Source organism: Microbacterium luteolum, from assembly GCF_039533965.1.
Classification (GTDB): Bacteria; Actinomycetota; Actinomycetes; order Actinomycetales; family Microbacteriaceae; genus Microbacterium; species Microbacterium luteolum.
Window position 1 is genome coordinate 654,904 of sequence record NZ_BAAAUN010000001.1, and the last position, 15,727, is coordinate 670,630.

The 15,727-nt window shown below is 68.0% G+C and carries 19 protein-coding genes; 7 read left to right on the top strand and 12 right to left on the bottom strand.

Annotated features, from left to right (window positions below; all coding sequences use genetic code 11):
- Positions 1 to 4: 4 nt before the first annotated feature.
- The 5 genes from ABD648_RS03205 to ABD648_RS03225 all read right to left on the bottom strand — a co-directional run bounded on the left by ABD648_RS03205 (position 5) and on the right by ABD648_RS03225 (position 2,912).
- Entirely contained in the window at positions 5 to 331 is a 327-nt protein-coding gene (locus ABD648_RS03205) for a DUF2469 family protein (RefSeq protein ID WP_017830719.1), read from the bottom strand.
- 69 nt (positions 332 to 400) lie between these two features.
- Positions 401 to 1,060, bottom strand: a complete 660-nt coding sequence (locus tag ABD648_RS03210; protein WP_282217267.1) for a ribonuclease HII — start codon at positions 1,058 to 1,060, stop codon at positions 401 to 403.
- On the bottom strand, positions 1,057 to 1,788 hold the full coding sequence (lepB, locus tag ABD648_RS03215) for a signal peptidase I (RefSeq protein ID WP_282217268.1): 732 nt from the start codon (positions 1,786 to 1,788) through the stop codon (positions 1,057 to 1,059). The genes ABD648_RS03210 and lepB overlap by 4 nt, the downstream gene beginning before the upstream one ends.
- Before the next feature lie 118 nt (positions 1,789 to 1,906).
- Entirely contained in the window at positions 1,907 to 2,254 is a 348-nt protein-coding gene (gene rplS / locus ABD648_RS03220; RefSeq protein WP_046014510.1) for a 50S ribosomal protein L19, read from the bottom strand.
- A 169-nt stretch (positions 2,255 to 2,423) separates the two neighbouring features.
- On the bottom strand, positions 2,424 to 2,912 hold the full coding sequence (locus ABD648_RS03225) for an MFS transporter permease (RefSeq protein ID WP_282217269.1): 489 nt from the start codon (positions 2,910 to 2,912) through the stop codon (positions 2,424 to 2,426).
- 110 nt (positions 2,913 to 3,022) lie between these two features.
- Here ABD648_RS03225 and map point away from each other — a divergent pair, with 110 nt between their 5' ends.
- Positions 3,023 to 3,805: a type I methionyl aminopeptidase gene (map, locus tag ABD648_RS03230; RefSeq protein ID WP_282217270.1), complete on the top strand. Its 783-nt coding sequence runs from the start codon at positions 3,023 to 3,025 to the stop codon at positions 3,803 to 3,805.
- Between the two features lie 6 nt (positions 3,806 to 3,811).
- On the opposite strand, the gene ABD648_RS03235 is transcribed toward map, so the two are convergent.
- The gene (locus ABD648_RS03235; RefSeq protein WP_282217271.1) at positions 3,812 to 4,558 is read right to left on the bottom strand and encodes a class I SAM-dependent methyltransferase; all 747 of its coding nucleotides are present in this window, start codon (positions 4,556 to 4,558) and stop codon (positions 3,812 to 3,814) included.
- Positions 4,559 to 4,629: 71 nt separating this feature from the next.
- Between ABD648_RS03235 and ABD648_RS03240 the strand changes: the two genes are divergently transcribed.
- Positions 4,630 to 5,223, top strand: a complete 594-nt coding sequence (locus ABD648_RS03240) for a histidine phosphatase family protein (protein WP_282217272.1) — start codon at positions 4,630 to 4,632, stop codon at positions 5,221 to 5,223.
- A 14-nt stretch (positions 5,224 to 5,237) separates the two neighbouring features.
- Here ABD648_RS03240 and trmD read toward each other — a convergent pair whose 3' ends face one another.
- The 4 genes from trmD to rpsP are packed head-to-tail and all read right to left on the bottom strand — an operon-like array spanning position 5,238 to position 7,249.
- On the bottom strand, positions 5,238 to 5,960 hold the full coding sequence (gene trmD / locus ABD648_RS03245; protein ID WP_282217273.1) for a tRNA (guanosine(37)-N1)-methyltransferase TrmD: 723 nt from the start codon (positions 5,958 to 5,960) through the stop codon (positions 5,238 to 5,240).
- A gap of 19 nt (positions 5,961 to 5,979) precedes the next feature.
- On the bottom strand, positions 5,980 to 6,570 hold the full coding sequence (gene rimM, locus ABD648_RS03250) for a ribosome maturation factor RimM (RefSeq protein ID WP_282217274.1): 591 nt from the start codon (positions 6,568 to 6,570) through the stop codon (positions 5,980 to 5,982).
- 1 nt (position 6,571) lies between these two features.
- A complete protein-coding gene (locus tag ABD648_RS03255) occupies positions 6,572 to 6,802 on the bottom strand; it encodes an RNA-binding protein (RefSeq protein WP_017830729.1) in 231 nt (76 codons plus the stop codon).
- A gap of 6 nt (positions 6,803 to 6,808) precedes the next feature.
- On the bottom strand, positions 6,809 to 7,249 hold the full coding sequence (rpsP, locus tag ABD648_RS03260; RefSeq protein WP_282217275.1) for a 30S ribosomal protein S16: 441 nt from the start codon (positions 7,247 to 7,249) through the stop codon (positions 6,809 to 6,811).
- A gap of 206 nt (positions 7,250 to 7,455) precedes the next feature.
- On the opposite strand from rpsP, the gene ABD648_RS03265 reads away from it, so the two are divergent.
- A complete protein-coding gene (locus tag ABD648_RS03265) occupies positions 7,456 to 8,607 on the top strand; it encodes a glutamate--cysteine ligase (protein ID WP_282217276.1) in 1,152 nt (383 codons plus the stop codon).
- Positions 8,608 to 8,610: 3 nt separating this feature from the next.
- On the opposite strand, the gene ABD648_RS03270 is transcribed toward ABD648_RS03265, so the two are convergent.
- Positions 8,611 to 9,582, bottom strand: a complete 972-nt coding sequence (locus ABD648_RS03270; RefSeq protein WP_282217277.1) for a sugar-binding transcriptional regulator — start codon at positions 9,580 to 9,582, stop codon at positions 8,611 to 8,613.
- Positions 9,583 to 9,684: 102 nt separating this feature from the next.
- Here ABD648_RS03270 and ABD648_RS03275 point away from each other — a divergent pair, with 102 nt between their 5' ends.
- The 3 genes from ABD648_RS03275 to glpK all read left to right on the top strand — a co-directional run bounded on the left by ABD648_RS03275 (position 9,685) and on the right by glpK (position 13,803).
- On the top strand, positions 9,685 to 11,394 hold the full coding sequence (locus tag ABD648_RS03275) for a glycerol-3-phosphate dehydrogenase/oxidase (protein ID WP_282217278.1): 1,710 nt from the start codon (positions 9,685 to 9,687) through the stop codon (positions 11,392 to 11,394).
- 92 nt (positions 11,395 to 11,486) lie between these two features.
- Complete coding sequence (locus ABD648_RS03280; RefSeq protein ID WP_282217279.1) at positions 11,487 to 12,242, top strand: MIP/aquaporin family protein; 756 nt, start codon at positions 11,487 to 11,489, stop codon at positions 12,240 to 12,242.
- Between the two features lie 46 nt (positions 12,243 to 12,288).
- Positions 12,289 to 13,803, top strand: coding sequence for a glycerol kinase GlpK (gene glpK / locus ABD648_RS03285; protein WP_282217280.1), 1,515 nt, complete (start codon positions 12,289 to 12,291; stop codon positions 13,801 to 13,803).
- On the opposite strand, the gene ABD648_RS03290 is transcribed toward glpK, so the two are convergent.
- A complete protein-coding gene (locus tag ABD648_RS03290; protein ID WP_282217281.1) occupies positions 13,763 to 14,734 on the bottom strand; it encodes a LysR family transcriptional regulator in 972 nt (323 codons plus the stop codon). The genes glpK and ABD648_RS03290 overlap by 41 nt on opposite strands.
- 78 nt (positions 14,735 to 14,812) lie before the next feature.
- On the opposite strand from ABD648_RS03290, the gene ABD648_RS03295 reads away from it, so the two are divergent.
- Complete coding sequence (locus ABD648_RS03295; RefSeq protein WP_282217282.1) at positions 14,813 to 15,721, top strand: EamA family transporter; 909 nt, start codon at positions 14,813 to 14,815, stop codon at positions 15,719 to 15,721.
- Positions 15,722 to 15,727: the final 6 nt, after the last annotated feature.

The following is a 15,727-nucleotide window of genomic DNA, read 5'->3' on the forward strand; positions in this document are numbered from 1 at the left end:
GGTGTCACTCGCCGTCGAGCGAGAGCTCCTGCGGCAGCTCGAACTCCCGCCGCTGGAGCTCCTCGACATTGACGTCCTTGAAGGTGAGCACCCGCACGGCCTTGACGAAGCGGTCGGCGCGGTAGATGTCCCACACCCACACGTCGGTCATCGAGATCTCGAAGTAGAAGTCGTGCTCGGTGTCGCGGCGTACGACGTTGACCTCATTGGCCAGATAGAACCGACGCTCGGTCTCGACGACGTACTGGAACTGGGACACGACGTCCCGGTACTCACGGAACAGAGCAAGCTCGAGCTCGCGGTCGTAGTCGTCGAAGGCTTCCTCATCCATGATGTGTCCATCCTAGAGTCGCTCGACCCCCGGTGCGGCATCCGTGCAAGCGAAGACGACCACCTCCGGTCAGAACAGCGTCGGAGCGTCCGTGATCGCCCAGGAAGCACGATGGAAAGGCGAGAGCCCGACCGCACGGATCGCCTCACGGTGCTCGAGACTCGCGTAGCCCTTGTTCCGGTCCCATTGGTACTCGCTGTGGCTGCCGTGCAGCTCGGTCATCAGGCCGTCGCGCGCCACCTTCGCGATCACGGATGCCGCCGACACCGACGCGCAGTCGCGGTCGGCCTTGATGACGGGCCTCACCCGCAGGGGCACCGGGTGCACCTTCGACACGTAGTCGTGGTTTCCGTCGAGCAGGACGAGCGCGTTCTCAACCCCGACTCCCTGGTCGACCACCGCCTGCACGGCGCGCGACGCCGCCAGACCGAGCGCCCGCATGATGCCGACCTCGTCGATCTCCGCCGCACTCGCCCATCCGACCGCGGAAGCCTGCACCCACGCGGCCGCCCGAGCCGCGACCTCGGGCCGGCGTTTCTCGGTGACGAGCTTCGAGTCGCGGAGCCCCTCGGGCACGCGTCTGCGAGCACCGACCGCATCCATGACCGCCGCGCCGACGGCGACGGGTCCGGCCAGCGCTCCCCGCCCCACCTCGTCGAGTGAGATGATCAGGTCGCACTCCCCCAGGAGCTTGCGCTCCAGGGTCAGTCTCGGCGTGGCGACGGTCATTCCGGGGCAGGGACGCCGTTGAAGATCTGGTGGTGACCGTCGATGGCACCCATCCGATCGAACGGCCAGGTGGTGAGGAAGGCCTTGCCGACGATATTCGCCAGCGGCACGAATCCGCCGCTGGGCAGCTCCTGGTGCGCTCGCGAGTCGCGGGAACGGTCACGGTTGTCGCCGAGCAGCCAGACGGAATCCTCCGGCACGACGACATCGAACGGCTCATTGGAGGCGGCGGTGTCGCCCTCTGGCAGGTTCAGGTAGCTGAGTTCGTCGATCGGCGCACCGTTGATCGTGATCTGGCCGAGCGCGTTGCAGCACACGACGCGGTCGCCGGCCACCCCGATCACCCGCTTGACGAGATGGTCCTGCGAATCCGTCGCCGAGATGCCGACGAAGTTCAGGACCCAGTCGACGGCCTCCACGAGAGGAGGCTGAGCCGGTGTCTGAGGCTGCGCGTCGAGCCATCCGCCCGGATCCTTGAAGACCACGACGTCGCCGCGCTCGTAGCCGGTCCATCGCGGCGTGAGCTCGTCGACGAGAATGCGATCGTTGATGAGCAGCGTGCGCTCCATCGATGCGGAGGGGATGTAGAACGACCGCACGACGAAGGACTTGACCACGAACGAGACCAGCGCGGCGATCAGGATGATGACGAGAACGTCGCGGAGGAAGACGAGGAACCCCCGACGGCGTCTGGACCCGGACGCGGTCGCGGTCGGAGAGTCGGTCATGAGGTTCCTTCGCAGTCTGACACCGCCGAGATCGCGGCCGTATCAAGGTTCGCACACCCGGGACACAACAAAGCACCCCGGGACATCGTGTCCCGGGGTGCTGTGGAGTTGCTGCGACTCAGCGGTCGCGCTTCTCCTTGATCTTCGCCTTCTTGCCACGGAGCTGGCGGAGGTAGTAGAGCTTCGCGCGACGCACGTCACCGCGGGTGACGACCTCGATGTGGTCGATCACCGGGGAGTGCACCGGGAAGGTGCGCTCGACGCCGACCTGGAAGCTGATCTTGCGGACGCAGAAGGTCTCGCGCACGCCGTCGCCCTGGCGGCCGATGACGACGCCCTGGAAGACCTGGATACGGGAGCGGTTGCCCTCGGTGATGTTCACGTGGACCTTCACGTTGTCACCGGGGTTGAAGTCGGGGATGTCGGAGCGGAGTGATGCCGCGTCGACAGCGTCGAGGATCTGCATGATCGTCTCTCTCTGCACTCGCCACAGGTCGGATGCATGTTTTCGGAAGGAACAAGAAAAGGGATGTGCCGTACGGCGCTGACGCGTCCGCGGGCTCCCCTGTGGCAGAGCCGGTCACGGCACAAACATTCATTCTGCCACGGATGCAGTCCGCGGCCAAAACGACGCGTCAGTCGCGGTTCTCTGTCTCCTTGACCACGATGACCTCGTGCGCCCGCGTCGGCGGAGCCTGCTCTTCCGGCGTCGGGATGGTCGACCAGGAGATCGTCTCCCGCAACCGCGCGCCGCTCCCCTTCGCTTCGTTCCAGAGCTGCCAGAGCTGCAGCCAGACGAGACCGATCCCGACGATGATCGCGGCCGCGAGCAGCCACCCGAAGGCGCCGTCGATGAAGAACCCCACGGCGATCGTCAGACCGTGCCAGAGCGTGAATCCGGCGACGTCCCACCAGGAGACAGCCCGCTCGACGCGCACGGACGGCCGGGAGCGGGTCAGGAGCGTGAGCACCAGCTGGCCGACGAAGACCGACGGCATGGCGATCAGCAGCACCCAGAGGATCGACCAGCCGCCCTGGAAGACTCCCCATCCGATCAGCAGCCACAGGGGCAGCACGAACGCTGCCGGCAGGAGCCAGCGGAAGAACGCCTGACGCAACCACATGCTCAGATCGTACGACGCCGACCATGCGCCTGCCCCGGTGTTCGCTGTGAGCGCGCGGGGATCCGGTGCTGTCGCATCAGGGAGAATGGGACGGACGAGAGGACACCCCGATGATCGAACTGCGCACCCCTGCCGAGATCGATGAGATGCGCGCCGCCGGACGCTTCGTGGCCGAGACCCTGGCGACCCTGCGTGACGAGACGAAGGTGGGGACCAACCTGCTCTCGATCGACCGCCGCGCGCACGACATGATCCGCATGGCCGGGGCGGAGTCCTGCTACATCGACTATCACCCGTCCTTCGGGGCGAGCCCCTTCGGCAAGGTCATCTGCACATCGGTCAACGACGCCGTCCTGCATGGTCTCCCCCACGACTACACCCTGCGCGACGGCGATCTCGTGACCCTCGACTTCGCCGTCTCCGTCGACGGCTGGGTCGCGGACTCGGCCGTCTCGTTCATCGTCGGAACGCCGCGCGAAGAGGACCTCCGTCTCATCGACACGACCGAGCGGGCACTCGATGCCGCGATCGCCACCTCGGTCGTGGGCAACCGCATCGGAGACATCTCGGCCGCCGTCGCCGAGGTCGCTCACGGCGAGGGCTACTCGATCAACACGGACTTCGGCGGCCACGGCGTCGGCCGCACGATGCACGGGGATCCGCACGTCGCGAACGACGGTCGCGCCGGCCGCGGCTTCCCTCTCCGCTCGGGCCTCGTCCTGGCTCTCGAGCCCTGGTTCCTCGCGACGACCGATGAGCTGGTGACGGATCCGGACGGCTGGACGCTGCGCAGCGTCGACGGCTCACGCGGCGCGCACTCCGAGCACACCATCGCGATCACCGAGAACGGTCCGATCATCCTGACCGATCGTTCCTTCCTCGGCGTCGACTGACGGTTCTCAGACCGGAGCAGCGAGGCGGTAGACGAACGCGTCGGTCACCTGGGGAACATCGAACGCCGTTCGACCGCGCGTGGCAGGCGCGTCGTCCAGGACCTGTTCGACCGCGGCGATCATGCGTGCTCGCTCGACGTCATCGGCGACGAGGAAGCTGCTCACGGTCCCCCAGCGCCGCAGGTAGTGCTCGCGGGAAACCGTCTCCGTCCAGCGCACCTCCTCACGCCGCACGAACTCGAACCCCGGAAGCTCCTCGTCCGCGGTGTCCGTCGTCGCATCGGATTCGCCGACCGCGGGGTGCGCGATGCGGTGGCACGCGCGATCCCACTCGCACCCGGGGTCGGAATGGTTCCAGAGGAGCCCGAGCGTCCCTCCCGGCACGAGCACACGCGCGATCTCGGCGCAGGCGCCTTCCCGGTCGAACCAGTGGAAGGCCTGGGCGACCGTCACCACGTCGATCGTGGCGTCGGCAGCGGGAATCTCCTCCGCTGTGCCGATGTGCGCCTCGACCCGAGGCAGCTTGCTCCGGAGCACCGCGAGCATCCGGTCCGACGGCTCGACGGCGACGACCCGCGTCGCGCGAACCGGAAGGAGCTCGGTGAACTTGCCGGTTCCTGCGCCCAGATCGAGCACGACCTCGACTCGCTCTGGGATGATGATGGCCGCCGCACGATCGGGGAACCCCGGTCGGTAGCGGTCGTAGTCGTCTCCGATGCTTTCGAAGGAGCGGGCGAGTGCGTCGACGGCCATGATCCGACGCTATCAGCGGCGCCGGAGTCGTCCGCACGCCGACCGCGGCCGGGGTGTGCCATTCTGAGTCCATGATTCCGCAGGACCGCCACGTGCCGGAGCGTGTCTTCCTGGCGCGGCACGGCCAGACCACCTGGAATCTCGAACATCGCCTGCAGGGACAGCTCGACTCCCCTCTCACCGATGACGGCGTCGCTCAGGCCGAATCCATGGCGCGACGTCTGGTCGGTTCGGGCATCGGCACCGTGTGCTCGAGCCCGCTCGGACGAGCGCTGCGCACCGCCCGGATCATCGCCGAGAGCCTCGGCGCCGCGGTCGTCGAAGTACCGGAACTGGCGGAGCTCGATCACGGGGAGCTCGCCGGCATGACCTGGGAGGAGGTCGACGAGCAGTATCCGACCGCGCGCGAGGAGCGCGCTGACAACCGCTGGGGGTGGGCGTTCCCCGGAGGCGAGAGCTATGCCCAGGCGCGCGCCAGGGCACGGAAGGCGCTCAGCACCTGCGGATGGGCGTCGGACGGCATCCCGCTGCTGGTGAGTCACGAGATGATCGGGCGGATGCTGCGCGCCGAGCTGCGAGGCCTCGATCCGAGCGGCGCGCTGGCGCTGCGGCATCCGCCCGGAGTGATCTTCGAGATCGAGCGCGGCGCGGAACGAGTGCTCTGACCCGCGAGGACGGCTCAGGACTCGGAGCGATCCTCCTCAGGCAGCAGATCCGGTCGCCGGCGGCGCGTGCGCTCGAGCTGCTGATCGCGACGCCAGGAGGCGATGACCGCATGGTTGCCGCTGAGGAGCACGTCGGGCACGGCGCGGTCCCGCCAGCTCGAGGGCTTCGTGTACGAGGGGTACTCGAGAAGACCGTCCTCGTGGCTCTCCTCGACGAGGCTCTCGGGGTTGCCGACGACCCCGGGGATGAGGCGTCCGATGGCCTCGATCATCGCCATCGTGGCGACCTCGCCACCGTTGAGCACGTAGTCTCCGAGGCTGATCAGTCGCACCTCACCGAGGTCGGCGGCGTACTCGAAGACGCGCTCGTCGATGCCCTCGTAACGACCGCAGCCGAAGATCAGGTGCTGACGCGAGGACAGCTCGCGTGCGGTCGCCTGGGTGAAGACCTCGCCCGCGGGCGAGGGGAAGATGATGGTCGGGCGCGAGGCATCGGCGGACGCGGAAGGCGCCGCCGCCAGCTCGTCGAGCGCGAGACCCCAGGGCTCCGGCTTCATGACCATGCCGGCACCACCGCCGTAAGGCGTGTCGTCGACCGTGCGGTGACGGTCGGAGGTCCAGTCGCGCAGATCCCGGACGTGCAGGTCGAGGATGCCGGCGTCCCTGGCCTTGCCGAGGAGCGAGAGCGTCAGCCCGTCGAAGTACGACGGGAAGATCGAGAGGACGTCGATGCGCACGGGGGAACCGTATCAGCGGTCACTCGGACGCGTCGGCGTCCGAGGCGTCTTCCGGCTCGGCATCCGGCAGCTCCTCGAAGAGCCCGGGAGGCGGCGTGACGATGACGCGGCCGTTGGCGACGTCGACGGTCGGCACGATCGCCGCGACGAACGGGACCATGACCTCCTTGTCGCCGGACTTCACGATGAGGAGATCCTGGGCCGGGAAGTGCTCGACGCGCGAGACACGCCCCACGACGACGTCCTCGCGGACCACGTCGAGCCCGACGAGCTGGTGATCGAACCAGGCGTCGTCCTCGACCTCGTCGTCATCCTGATCGATCCAGAGGATCGCCTTGACCAGGCTCTCGGCACCTTCGCGGTCGTCGACGTCGTCGAAGAAGACGACGGGGTTGCCGTTCATCACGCGATATTCGCGGACGGTGATGTCCTTGCCGTGCCACGGAGATGCCTCAGGCACCTGCACCGTGAACGCGGCTCCGGGGACGAAACGTCGCTCCGGATTGTCCGTGTACAGCTCCAGCTTCAGGGCGCCCTTGAGGCCATGGGCCTTGACGAGACGCCCGACGCGCAGCTGGTTCTTGCCCTGGTTGCGGTCCTTCGACACCACGTCAGTCGTCCGCGACGTCGACGCGGACCCGGCGCCCGTCGGCCAGAGCGCTGACGAGGGTGCGAAGGGCCTTGGCCGTGCGGCCGCCGCGCCCGATCACGCGTCCACGGTCATCGGGGTGCACGCGCACCTCGAGGAGGTCGCCTCGCGGCGACGTGGATTCGTTGATGCGGACATCCTCCGGGTGATCGACGATCCCCTTGACGATGTGTTCGAGCGCGGCGGCGAGCACGACGGATTACTCTGCGTCGGCGGCGGGAGCCTCAGCGGCCTCCGCGTCGGCGGCGGGAGCGGCGGGAGCCTCCTCAGCGGGAGCCTCTGCCTTCTTCTCGACCTTGGGCTTGACGACCGACTTCTTGGAGCCGTCGATCTCGAAGGGAGCCTTGGGCTCCTTGACCTTGACGGTCGACTTCGCGTCCTTGTCACCCTTGAACTTGCCCCAGTCGCCCGTGAGCTTGAGGATGGCGGCGACCTGCTCGGTCGGCTGCGCGCCGACGGAGAGCCAGTACTGCGCGCGGTCGGAGTCGACTTCGATGAAGGAGGGCTCCTCGGTGGGGTGGTACTTGCCGATCTCCTCGATCACGCGACCGTCGCGCTTGGTCTTCGAGTCGGCGACGACGATGCGGTAGTACGGAGCGCGGATCTTGCCCAGGCGCTTGAGACGAATCTTTACAGCCACGATTCTCCTGAATTGTGTGGAAGGAAGGAACTGATCGCCTGGAGCGTGGGGTGCACACCCGGCGGAAGCTCAATGGGTGGACGACAGCTGGATAGAGGGTCGAGCAGGTCGTCCGACCTTCTATTCTGCCAGATCCCCGTCCCAGTCGCGAAACGCAGGGAAACGGCGCTGACCGTGTCGCCGCGCCTGCGTGTCAGACTGTGCTCGTGAAGCTCGAGTTCGCCCCCTCCGCCCGATCCACCGTCGGCATCGAATGGGAGATCATGCTCGCGGATCCCGTGAGCGGTGACCTCGTCGGACGCGCTCCCGAACTGCTGGATGCCCTGGAGGCGGAGAGCGCCGACGAGCGGCACACGGTCACCGGCGAGCTGCTCACGAACACCATCGAGGTCACCAGCGGCATCGGCGACTCCGTCGCGCACGCGGTGGACGACATCGCCAACGCGATCGCCGCGGTCCGCTCGGCCACCGACCCCGCGGGGATCGAGCTCCTGTCGGCCGGAAGCCACCCCTTCGCGCAGTGGTACGACCAAGAGGTGACCGATAAGACGCGGTACCACACCCTGATCGAGCGCACCCAGTGGTGGGGGCGCAACATGATGATCTGGGGCATCCACGTGCACATCGGGGTCGAGGACCACCGCAAGGTCTTCCCCATCATCAATGCGCTCTCGGGCTATCTCCCTCATCTGCAGGCCCTGGCGGCCTCGAGCCCGTTCTGGGCGGGCGAGCGCACCGGCTACGCGTCCAACCGTGCACTCGTGTTCCAGCAGCTGCCGACAGCCGGACTCCCCTGGCCGCTGCACGACTGGTCGCAGTACGAGTCGTATCTCGACGACATGGTCCGCACCGGCGTCATGGCCGATGCCACGGAGGTGCGCTGGGACATCCGGCCCGCCCCGCGCTGGGGAACCATCGAGGTGCGCGCCTGCGACGGCATGTCCACGCTGCCCGAGCTCGCCTCGGTCGCCGCCCTCGTGCAGGTGCTGGTCGAGGACTTCTCCCGGCAGCTCGACGAGGGGCGCACGCTTCCGGAGATGCCGGCCTGGTTCCATCGGGAGAACAAGTGGCGAGCCGCCCGGTACGGCATGGATGCTCGCGTGATCGTCGACGCGGCGGGAAGACAGCGTCCGGTCCGCGAGCACCTCTCGGAGATTCTCGAGGAGCTCGCGCCGGTGGCGGTGGAGCTCGGGTGCGTGCGCGAGTTCGGCAGCATCGCGACCACTCTGGAAGACGGCGCGAGTTACGAGCGCCAGCTCACGATCGCGAATGCGACGGCCGGAGACCTCGGCGCCGTGGTGCAGCACCTGATCCGAGAGTTCCGATCGGGACCCGAGTCGTCGATCGAGGAGCGATAGCGCTCAGTCCTCGAGGAGCCGGCGCGCCAGCCCCTCGTCCAGGACGACGTCGGTGATGAGCTCGGCCGCGATCGCGGCGTGCAGGCTGACGAGCTTCGGGATGCCGGAGACCACGCAGACCCGCCGCGGTACGCGACGGAGGCGGTCGAGCCCGGGTCCCGTCGCCCGCGCGTTGACACGGATGTCCCGCCATGTGCCGTCGGCGCGGAAGAAGACCGTCGCGACGTCGCCGATCGCGTGATCCTCGCGGAGGCTCCGGTAGTCCTCGCGGCCGAGATAGCCGCCGACGTACACGCGGCTCGGGACCTCGGCCGCCGGCGAGCCGAGGCTGAACACGGCGATGTCCATCTTCGCCTGGAGGTCGAGGACGCGCCGCGTGCTGCGCTCCCGCCACATCGCCTCACGAGTCGCCGGATCGTCGAAGAAGGCCGGCACCGGGAACTGCTGCACCTGGGCGCCGAAGGCGCTGCCGAAGCGCTGCAGGATGTCGCTGGAGTACTCCACGCCACTGGTCTGCGTGTTGCCCGCCCCGTTGAGCTGCACGAACGTCGTGTTGTGCGTCTCCTTCTGCGTGAGCCCGCGGCTGACCGCGCTGATCGTGGAACCCCAGGCGACGCCGATGATCATGTTGGAGTCGACGAACTGCGACAGAAGGCGTCCTGCGGTCAGCGCGACTCGCTCCAGGCGCTCGACCTCGCTGACGATCTCCGGCATCGGGACCACGTGAGCGGCGACGCGGTAGCGGTCGCGGATGCGCTGCTCCAGCATGCCGAGCCGTTCCAGCGGTGAGTTGATGCGGATGTCGACCAGCCCGCTCTCCCTGGCGAAGCTCAGCAGACGCGAGACCGAGGAGCGCGATGTGTGCAGCTCCTGCGCGATGACCTCCATCGTCTTGTCCTGCATGTAGTAGAGCTGCGCAGCGGTGAGCGCCGCGATCAGCTTCGCGTCGCGTGATTGCGCTCCGGGACCTGACATGACAACCTCCTCGACCTCGATCCTTGCACATATGTGCAGTGGGGTTGCGCACCGCGGTCGTGGAGGTCGATGCTGGGGGCAAGCAAGGAAGAGAGTTCGAGAATGAACGATTCGACACACTCATCGGCGGAGCGGGCCGAGGTCCGCGACATCCGCGAATCCGGCAGGACGAGCGTCCTCGTCATCGGCGGCGGGATCAATGGCATCTCGACGTTCCGGGACCTGGCCCTTCAGGGTGTGGATGTGCTCCTCGTCGAACGCGGCGACTTCGCGTCGGGTGCTTCGGCGGCGTCGAGCCACATGATCCACGGCGGCATCCGCTATCTGGAGAACGGCGAGTTCCGCCTCGTCCGTGAGTCGGTCCAGGAGCGCAACGGCCTCCTGAAGATCGCCCCGCACTACGTCAAGCCCCTGCAGACGACGATCCCGATCTACTCCACGTTCTCCGGCATCCTCTCCGCTCCCCTGCGCTTCCTCACGCACAAGAGCGGCAAGCCGCAGGAGCGCGGCGCGTTCCTGATCAAGGTCGGCCTGACGATCTACGACACGTTCTCTCGCGACGGCGGCATGGTGCCGCGCCACCGCTTCCTCGGACGCAAGAAGTCCCTCGCCGAGCTCCCCTCGCTCGACCCGAACATCAAGTACACCGCCACGTACTACGACGCGTCGATGCACGACCCGGAGCGTCTCGCGCTCGACGTCCTGCAGGACGGCCTCGCCGCGCACCCGGGAGCGCACGCGCTCAACTACGTCGAGGCCATCGCGCGCGACGGCGACACCGTTGTGCTCCGCGATCGTGAGAGCGGCACGGAATTCTCCGTGAAGGCCGACGTGGTCGTGAACGCATCCGGCCCCTGGACCGACCTGACCAACGACGCGCTGGGCGTCGACAGCCGGTTCATGGGCGGCACGAAGGGCTCGCACATCGTGCTCGAACACCCGGAACTGCTCGAGGCGACGCAGGGCCGTGAGATCTTCTTCGAGCACTCCGATGGACGCATCGTCCTCATCTACCCGCTCAAGGGACGGGTCCTCGTCGGCACGACCGACATCGACGCCGACCCGCGCGAAGTGGCTGTCTGCACCGACGAAGAGGTCGACTACTTCTTCGAGCTTGTCCACCACGTCTTCCCGAGCATCCCGGTCTCGCGCGATCAGATCGTGTACAAGTTCTCGGGCATCCGGCCCCTGCCGCGGCACGAGGACACCGCTCCCGGTTTCGTGTCGCGCGACTATCGCGTCGAGGTCGACGACAAGGGTTCCGTGCCGCTCGTCAGCCTCGTCGGCGGCAAGTGGACGACGTTCCGCGCCCTGGGCGAATCGCTCTCCGACATCGTCCTCGGCCTCATCGACCGCACCCGCACCGTCTCGACGGCCGGACGCGCCATCGGCGGCGGACGCGACTTCCCGCGCACCGAGAAGGCCAAGCGCATCTGGATCCAGGAGAACCTCCCGGGTGCAGGTCCGCGCGCCGAGCGTCTCCTCGCCCGATACGGCACGCGCGCCGCACAGGTCTGGGCGTACGTCGAGCAGGGTGCGGATGCACCGCTGGCCGGCGGCGACCTCTCCACCCGCGAGCTGGAGTGGATGGTCGAGCACGAGATGGTGACGCGCCTGGAGGACGTGATCCTCCGCCGCACGAGCATCGCCTTCATCGGAAACGCGGATGCCGACGTGCTCGACGAGATCGCCGATGCGCTGGTGCCTCTCCTCGGGTGGGACCGTGCGCGGCACGACGCCGAGCTCGAGCAGACCCGCGTGCTGCTGAACGAACGACATGGTCTTCACATCTCGTCCCGCGCCCGCGGCTGACGAGAGATCCGACCGTCGCCCTCCTTGCGACGCAACTCCCTCACCGTGTCGGGGCAGAGGGGCCCCGACACTCAAGAAAGGTCAATGAAGACATGGCTGATGTGAATCTCGGTCTCTACTTCCTGTCGGAGCTCGTCGGCACAGCGATGCTGATCCTCCTGGGTTGTGGTGTCGTCGCCAACGTCGCTCTCGCGAAGAACAAGGGCTTCGCCGGCGGCTTCCTGATGGTCAACTGGGGATGGGGCCTCGCCGTCTTCGCCGGTGTGCTCGTCTCCGCGTACTCCGGTGCGATCCTCAACCCCGCCGTCGGCATCGGCCTCCTGGTCGCCGGCAAGATCTCCTTCGTGATGTTCCTCACCGCCACCGGTGCGGAACTGCTCGGAGCGATCATCGGTGCGATCCTCGTGTGGCTCGCCTACAAGCAGCACTTCGACGAGGAGCCGGAGGCCGCCAACAAGCTCGGCGTCTTCTCGACCGGCCCCGCGATCCGCTCCTACGGCTGGAACCTCATCACGGAGATCATCGGCACGTTCGTGCTGGTGTTCGTCATCTTCGCGTTCGCCGACTACGGCGACATCGAGGTCGGCACGCCCGGAGGCCTCGGACCGCTCACGGCCCTTCCTGTCGCGCTGCTCGTGGTCGCGATCGGCGCCTCGCTCGGTGGACCGACCGGTTACGCGATCAACCCGGCCCGTGACCTCGGCCCGCGTATCGCGCACGCCATCCTGCCCATCAAGGGCAAGGGCTCCAGCGACTGGTCCTACTCGTGGGTCCCCGTCGTCGGCCCGCTCATCGGTGGTGTCATCGCCGCCCTCGCCGCACCCGCGCTGCTCGGCCTCGCCGGCTGACACCTGACGCATCACGCATCCGCACGCTATTCAAAGGAGAAGCACAGTGGCTGACTACATCATCGCCATCGACCAGGGAACGACCTCGAGCCGTGCCATCATCTTCGACAAGAAGGGCAGCATCATCGAGTCGGGCCAGAAGGAGCACGAGCAGATCCTTCCGAAGGCCGGCTGGGTCGAGCACGATGCCGCCGAGATCTGGCGCAACGTCCAGGAGGTCATCGGGCTCGCGCTGAGCCGCGCGGACCTCACCCGTCACGACATCGCCGCGATCGGCATCACCAACCAGCGCGAGACCGCGGTGGTGTGGGACCGGAAGACCGGCAAGCCGATCTACAACGCGATCGTCTGGCAGGACACGCGCACGCAGGAGATCGTCGACCGCCTCGCGGCCGACGGCGGCGGCGACCGCTTCAAGAACATCGTCGGCCTGCCGCTGGCGACGTACTTCTCCGGCACCAAGATCGCCTGGATCCTGGAGAACGTCGACGGCGCCCGTGAGAAGGCAGAGGCCGGCGACCTGGCCTTCGGCACCACGGACAGCTGGGTGCTGTGGAACCTCACCGGCGGCGTCGACGGCGGCGTGCACGCGACAGACGTCACGAACGCCTCCCGCACGATGTTCATGGACCTCGAGACGCTCGAGTGGCGCGACGACATCCTCGAGGCGTTCGGTGTGCCGCGCTCGATGATGCCGGAGATCCGCTCCTCGTCCGAGGTGTACGGGAATGCGGAGGACTCGTCGCTGCTGCGCGAGACGCCGATCGCCGGCATCCTCGGCGACCAGCAGGCTGCGACGTTCGGTCAGGCCGCGTTCAACACGGGTGAGAGCAAGAACACCTACGGCACCGGCTGCTTCCTGATCTTCAACACGGGCGAGGAGATCGTCCACTCGAAGAACGGGCTGCTCACCACGGTCGGGTACAAGCTCGGCGACGGACCGACGCACTACGCGCTCGAGGGATCGATCGCCGTCACGGGCTCGCTGATCCAGTGGCTGCGCGACCAGCTCGGCATCATCTCCTCGGCCCCCGAGGTCGAGAAGCTGGCCGAGCAGGTCGAGGACAACGGGGGCGTCTACATCGTGCCCGCGTTCTCCGGACTGTTCGCTCCCTACTGGCGCCCGGATGCTCGCGGTGCCATCGTCGGGCTCACCCGGTACGCGAACAAGAACCACATCGCGCGCGCGGCCCTCGAGGCCGTGGCGTTCCAGACCCGCGACGTGCTCGACGCTGTCAACGCCGATGCCGGTGTCGACCTCACCGAGCTCAAGGTCGACGGCGGCATGGTCGCGAACGACGCGCTCATGCAGTTCCAGGCCGATGTGCTCGGCGTGCCGGTCGTCCGTCCGGTCGTCGCCGAGACCACCGCGCTGGGTGCCGCCTACGCCGCGGGCCTCGCGGTGGGGTTCTGGAACGGCCTGGACGACCTCTCCGCCAACTGGCAGGAGGACAAGCGCTGGGAGCCGTCGATGGAAGACGGCGAACGCGACCGTCAGCTGCGCCTGTGGCGCAAGGCCGTCACGAAGTCGATAGACTGGGTCGACGAGGACGTGAAGTAGTCGCAACACCAGGAAGCGGGCTCGGAGTCTTCTCCGGGCCCGCTTCTTCGTGTGCGGATGGGGACTCCTCGAGCACCGCCAGGAAGGCGCGGGCGACGCTGCGAGGCGCGGCGGCATCCCAGGCCACGTACTCCACCCGCACCGGACCACGGCGCACTTCGACCGTGACGACGTCGGCCGTGGCGCGGGCCACCACGCCGGGGGCGAGCAGCGTGACGGCGAGCCCCGCCGCGACGAGCCCGAGGATGAGCTCGGCCGAGTCGGCTTCGAAGGCGACATCGCGGGCCGCACCTTCAGCCGCGAACGCCGCGTCGCTCTGTGCGCGCCCGGACGTCCCCGCGGGGAAGTCGGCGAAGGTCATGCCGGCGAGGTCGCGGATACTGACGGATGCCGACTTCGCCAGGACATGTGCGGACGGGACGACGGCCACCAGGCTCTCGGTGACGAGCAGCCTCGAGGCGACGCCGCTCGGTTGAACATCTTCGCGGAGCCCGAGCAGGGCGACATCGAGCTCGCCGGCGCGGATCGCCGCCATCAACGCGTCGCTGTTCCCGACCTGCAGCTCCACGCGGACCGCGGGGTGCGCTGCCCGATACGCGACGAGCAGAGCGGGGACATCCACAGCCGTCACCGTCGGAATGACGCCGAGTCGAAGCGTGCCGACGATCTGACCGGCGGCCGCGGCTGCGTCCTCCTTGGCCTGCTCCGTCGCGAGCAGAGCAGCCCTGGCGTGCGGGACGAAGGCCTCGCCCGCCTCGGTCAGGCGGACGCTGCGACTCGAACGCACGAACAGCCGCTGGCCGAGCTCGCGTTCGAGCGCGGCGATCTGGTGGCTGAGCGCCGACTGCGTGACGAAGCACCGTTCCGCCGCGCGGGTGAAACTCGATGTCGCTGCCACCTCGACGACGTAACGCAGCTGCTGCAGGTCCATCTGTTCATGATCCCTCTTCATGATTGCGGTGACAAGCATGCGTTGGACTCATCGTCGTGCGGGGAGGAGGCTGAGAGCATGAACCGACTGACGATCGTCCTGCTGACGGCCCTCGCCCCGATCGCCTGGGGAACGACGTATCTCGTCACCACCGAACTCCTGCCCGCCGGGCATCCGCTGTTCGCCGGGCTCCTCCGGTCGCTCCCTGCCGGACTCCTCGCCGTGGCGATCAGTCGACAGCTCCCCCATGGCGCGTGGTGGTGGAAGTCCGTGGTGCTCGGAGCCCTGAACATCGGCGCGTTCTTTCCGCTGCTGTTCCTCGCGGCGGAACGGCTCCCCGGTGGCGTCGCCGCCGCAGTCGCCGGTGCGCAGCCACTGATCGTGCTCGCGCTCGGCGCCCTCGTCCTGCAGGAGCGGATCCGTCCGACCACGGCGGCTGCCGCTGTCGCCGGTGCCGGCGGCGTGGCGCTCGTCGTCCTCGGGCCGGCCGCCGAACTGGACCTCTGGGGCATCCTGGCGGCTCTGGGCGGCGTCTCGGCCACAGGAATCGGCATGATCCTCACCAAGCGTTGGGGTCGCCCGAGCGGCGTCGGTCCGGTCGGGTATGCGGGCTGGCAGCTCACCGCCGGAGGACTCCTGCTGCTGCCCGTCACGCTGCTCGTCGAGGGCGTCCCGGCGACCATCGACGGAGGCGCCGCCCTCGGCTACCTGTGGCTGGGGACAGCGGGAGGGATCGTCGCTTACACGCTCTGGTTCCGCGGCATCCAGCAGCTGCCGGTGATCGCCCCCGGCCTGCTCGCGCTGCTCTCCCCCATCGTCGCGACGGTCCTCGGCACCCTGGTCGCCGGAGAGGCCTTCACGCCCATCCAGGCCGTCGGCTTCACCATCACGCTCGCGGCGCTCGTACTGGGGCAGGTCTTCGCGCGTCAGGCGCGCACGACCGTGCCGCCGGTCGAGCCAACGGCCGCCTTGGCGCCGCAGCGCTGAGAGCGG